This window comes from Pseudomonas sp. CGJS7 (genome assembly GCF_036961695.1).
In genome coordinates, this window is record NZ_JBAMDI010000258.1 from 1 (window position 1) to 4348 (window position 4348).

Annotated in this window: 2 protein-coding genes; one reads left to right on the top strand and one right to left on the bottom strand. The window is 64.5% G+C overall.

Annotated features, from left to right (window positions below):
- The first annotated feature begins 849 nt into the window (after positions 1-849).
- A complete protein-coding gene (locus V7787_RS52255) occupies positions 850-2688 on the top strand; it encodes an ABC transporter ATP-binding protein (protein ID WP_336095368.1) in 1839 nt (612 codons plus the stop codon).
- Positions 2689-2753: 65 nt separating this feature from the next.
- Here V7787_RS52255 and V7787_RS52260 read toward each other — a convergent pair whose 3' ends face one another.
- Positions 2754-4256 carry a Y-family DNA polymerase gene (locus V7787_RS52260; protein WP_336095369.1) on the bottom strand — a complete coding sequence of 501 codons (1503 nt, stop codon included), beginning with the start codon at positions 4254-4256 and terminating at the stop codon, positions 2754-2756.
- Positions 4257-4348 lie beyond the last annotated feature (92 nt).

The window sequence follows — 4348 nt, forward strand, 5'->3', positions numbered from 1 at the left end:
TGCCAATGGTTTGCACCGATTATCTGCGCCGACGACGGCTTGAGCGGATAGGGGACGGAGTATGTTGGCGACTTAATCATCCGCCGCGACTTCCAACGGGCGAAGTTGATCGCTGGTCATATGAAAGAAGCCAGATCATCGCGTGTAAATCGCCGCGGATCTGGGGTTTCAGATACTGACTGGTCCGATTTGGGCCTGCAGAACCGGCGCATCTGATCGCTTGGCGCGGTGAAGACGCAAGGTTTATCGCGCTTCCTTCGCGCGTGCCCTCACCCCAACCCCTCTCAGCCCTGCACTTCCTTCGGTCGCCGCTTTGCGGGAGAGGGGCTTTGAATCGGCCAAACTGTGGGGGCGGGGCTGGTCCTCAGCTGAACGCCATCGCGGTCTGTACAAAAAGAAACGGCAGCAATCGGCTTCGCGGCTGCCAGGGCCAACGAAGTCCGGTTACACTCGCCCCGCTGCCGCCATCGGCGTGCAGCTGCCGGCCGCAACGTCCCCAGGGGCGGGCCGCGCCACCCGGTCCTCAACTCGAACCGCTCGGTTCGGACCGGTACGTCGGAAAGGAGAATCGTCAGATGAAGTTCGCAATCACCGGCAAGGTCCGCCGCTAAGTCGGCACTTGCGGTCTCGGCCTCCGGTCGAGCCGCCCTTGGCAGACAGTCCGCCACGCCCGGGCGCTTTGGCCCTGGATCGCGCGCGCGCGTCCGCCCCCCCTCACTCCCTCCGTCGATCTCGCGCCTTAGCGCGCTCGTTCGCCCGCGTGCGTCCCCGCCTTGTGCTGTCGTCGGCGCCGCGCGGGGCGGTTCGCGCGTCGGGGAGTCTTTCCAAGTTCAAATAAGGCTAAACGCCATGAGTATTTTTCGTTGGTTCGAATCGTTGATCGATCCGTTCCGGCCCGCGCCGGAGGTCATGCCTCCGCGTTCGGTCGCGCGGTTCTATTGGCATTTCATCAGGCAGGCCTGGCCGATCTTCGCGCTGCTGACGGTGGTCGGATTTTTCGTCGCGATCGTCGAAGTGGTGATGTTCGACTATCTGGGCAAAGTCGTGGATCTGGTCAACACCACTCCGGCCAAGGACTTGTTCGCGCAACACGGCGAACAATTGCTGTGGATGGCGGTGGTGATGTTGCTGGTTCGCCCGATCTGTTTGGGTTTGCACGATCTGCTGCTTAATCAGACCGTGCACCCGAGCATGACCAATCTGGTGCGCTGGCAAACCCATCGCTACATGCTCAAGCAGAGTCTGAGCTTCTTCCAGAACGATTTCGCCGGCCGGGTGGCGAACCGGATCATGCAAACCGGCCCGTCGTTGCGCGAATCCACGACCCAGGCGTTCGACGCGCTGTGGTACGTGATCGTGTATTCGGCGTCGGCGATCTACTTGTTCGCGCAGGCCGATGTCTGGCTGGCGGCGCCGTTGCTGGTGTGGATCGCGATCTACATCGGTCTGCTGTTCTACTTCGTGCCGCGGGTGAAACAGCGTTCCTGGCGCGCATCGGACGCGCGTTCGAAGTTGATGGGGCGCATCGTCGACGGCTACACCAACATCGCCACGCTCAAGCTGTTCGCGCATTCGCGGCGCGAAGAGGAATACGTGGCCGAGGCGATGGTCGAGCAGACCCAACGCTCGCGCGACATGACCCGCATGACCACGTTGATGGGCGTCAGCATCACCACGCTCAACGGTCTGCTGATCGTCGGCACCTGCGGGCTGGCGTTGTGGCTGTGGCATCGCGGCGCGATCAGCGTCGGTGCGATCGCGCTGGCGACCGGCCTGGTGATCCGGATCCACAATATGTCGGGTTGGATCATGTGGACGGTCAACGGCATCTTCGAGGACATCGGCACGGTCCAGGACGGCATCGAAACGATCTCGCGGCCGTTGACGGTGGTCGATCGCGACGACGCCAAGCCGCTGGCGGTGCACGAGGGCGGGGTGCGTTTCGAGAACGTGCACTTCCACTACGGGCAGGACAGCGGTCTGATCGCCGACCTGGATCTGCAGGTGAAACCGGGCGAAAAGATCGGTCTGGTCGGTCCGTCCGGCGCCGGCAAGTCCACGCTGATGAACATCTTGCTGCGTCTGTACGACCTGGAAGGCGGGCGGATTCTGATCGACGGCCAGGACATCGCCGGCGTGACCCAGGAAAGCCTGCGTTCGCAGATCGGCGTGGTCACCCAGGACACCTCGCTGTTGCACCGTTCGATCCGCGACAACCTGTTGTACGGGCGCCCGGACGCCAGCGAGGAGGACATGGTCGAGGCCGCGCGCAAGGCGCGAGCGGCTGAGTTCATTCCGCGATTGGTCGATGGCGAAGGGCGCGTGGGTTACGAGGCTCTGGTCGGCGAGCGCGGCGTGAAGCTCTCGGGCGGACAGCGTCAGCGTGTGGCGATCGCTCGGGTGTTGTTGAAGAACGCGCCGATTCTGATCCTGGATGAGGCGACTTCGGCGCTGGACTCGGAAGCCGAGGCGGCGATCCAGGAAAGTCTGGAAACGCTGATGGAAGGCAAGACCGTCATCGCGATCGCGCATCGGTTGTCGACGATCGCGCGGATGGATCGGTTGGTGGTGATGGACAAGGGCCACATCATCGAAACCGGTACTCATGAGGAGTTGATCGCGCGCGATGGCTTGTATGCGCGGTTGTGGAAGCGGCAGACCGGTGGGTTTGTTGCGGTCGACGCGTAAGCTGGGTTTGCCCTCACCCCAACCCCTCTCCCGCTTTGCGGGAGAGGGGCTTTAGCGGGGAGTGGTTAGAACAGCGAGCCGGTGGTGCCTACGCCGCCTTCGTCTGCGGAACCCTGGCGCTTGCGGACCCAGCCGCCGACGCCCGAAGGTTGGTGCGCCGGCGCGGCAGCGGACGGTTTGGGTTTGGTCACGGCGCGTTCGCGCGCTTGCCGATGCGCGCTCTCGGCCATCGCCTTGAACTGGCGTTCGCGCTGCAGCCACAGTTCGTCCATGCTCGGGTCGGCGACCAAGGCGGCAGCGCCGAGATCGGCTTCGGTGGCTTCGTCGGGGATGTGCTGGAACGGGATGCGCATCGGTGCCGCGCCTTGTACCAGCGCTTGCTGCATCGCGCCGAAATACAGACGGTTGTTGCCGTAGCGCTGGTTGACCTGGTCGAGCACGCGGGTCAGCGCTTGATTGCGTTGGCGCTCTGGAAACAGCGGGTCGGTGTCGGCCGCGCAAGGTTGCAGATTGATCAGCGACACCGCCACCGACAGCGGCGGATAGCGCTCGACTCGCCAGCGGCCGCTGGCGGCGGCTTGAACCAGCGGGTCGATCGCGCCGGCCATTAGTTGCAGCAAGGTCGGGGTGTCGTCGAGCGGCGCGAACGGCAGGTCGCGGCTGAAACGTTGCTCCTTTCCGACAAAGCGGACGTGAATGCTCATGCCGCGCGCCTTGCAGCGCTCCACGCGCAGCCGCATCGCTGCCTTCGCCAGCAGTTTGAACAAGACCGAGCGCATGCCCTCGGCATTGCGCATCTTCGGATCGAGCACGTGCGAGTGGCCGACCGAGGCGACCGCGGCGCGTTGCCGCGACGGCGGTTCGATGCCGCGCAACTGCGCCCAGAAACGCTCGCCCTCGATGCCGCCCCAGATCGCGCGCAAATGTTCGCGCGGCGCGGCGGTGAGTTGTTCGACGCTGTGCACGCCCGCGTCGAGCAGGCGCTGCAGCATCGACGGGCCGACGCCGCATAGATCCTGCAACTGCAGCCCGTGCAGGGCGTGCGGCAAATCGGCGAGCTCGACCACGGTCAGGCCGTCGACCTTTTCCAGATCCGAGGCGGTCTTGGCCAGGAAGGTGTTCGGGGCGATGCCGATCGAGCAACGGATCGCCGGGCTCAGGCCGCGGTCGATCAAGGTCTGTTTGATTTTGCCCGCGATCGCCACGGCGTTGTCGCGTTGACGTTCGCGGCCGATCAAGCGGCAGGCGACTTCGTCGATCGACAGCGGTTTGCCGTCGATGGGAATGCAATCCTGGATCGCGGCGATCAGGCGATGGTGCAGTTCGACATAACGCGCCGGCCGCGCTTGCACGATGGCGATGTCGGGACAGCGTTCCAGCGCCTCGCGCACCGGCGTGCCGGTCTTGACTCCGTGCAGCTTGGCTTCGCGGCTGGCGGCGATGCAGCAGGTGGTCGTCGCCATCACCGGCACCACGCCGACCGGTCTGCCGCGCAGTTCCGGGTGATCGAACTGTTCGACCGACGCGAAGTACGAATTGAAGTCGACGAACAGGCAACGCAGAGTCACGACGGCGGGCCCGGGCTGGGGAAGGTCAGTATCGCGCTGTGTGCCGGCGGATGCAGCTTAGCGTGCGAATTCGCAGCCTCGCTTGCGCGTGT

What these genes read in the sequence shown, in the direction of transcription:
- V7787_RS52255 (WP_336095368.1), top strand. Translation starts at nt 850, where the DNA reads ATGAGTATTTTTCGTTGGTTCGAATCGTTGATCGATCCGTTCCGGCCC.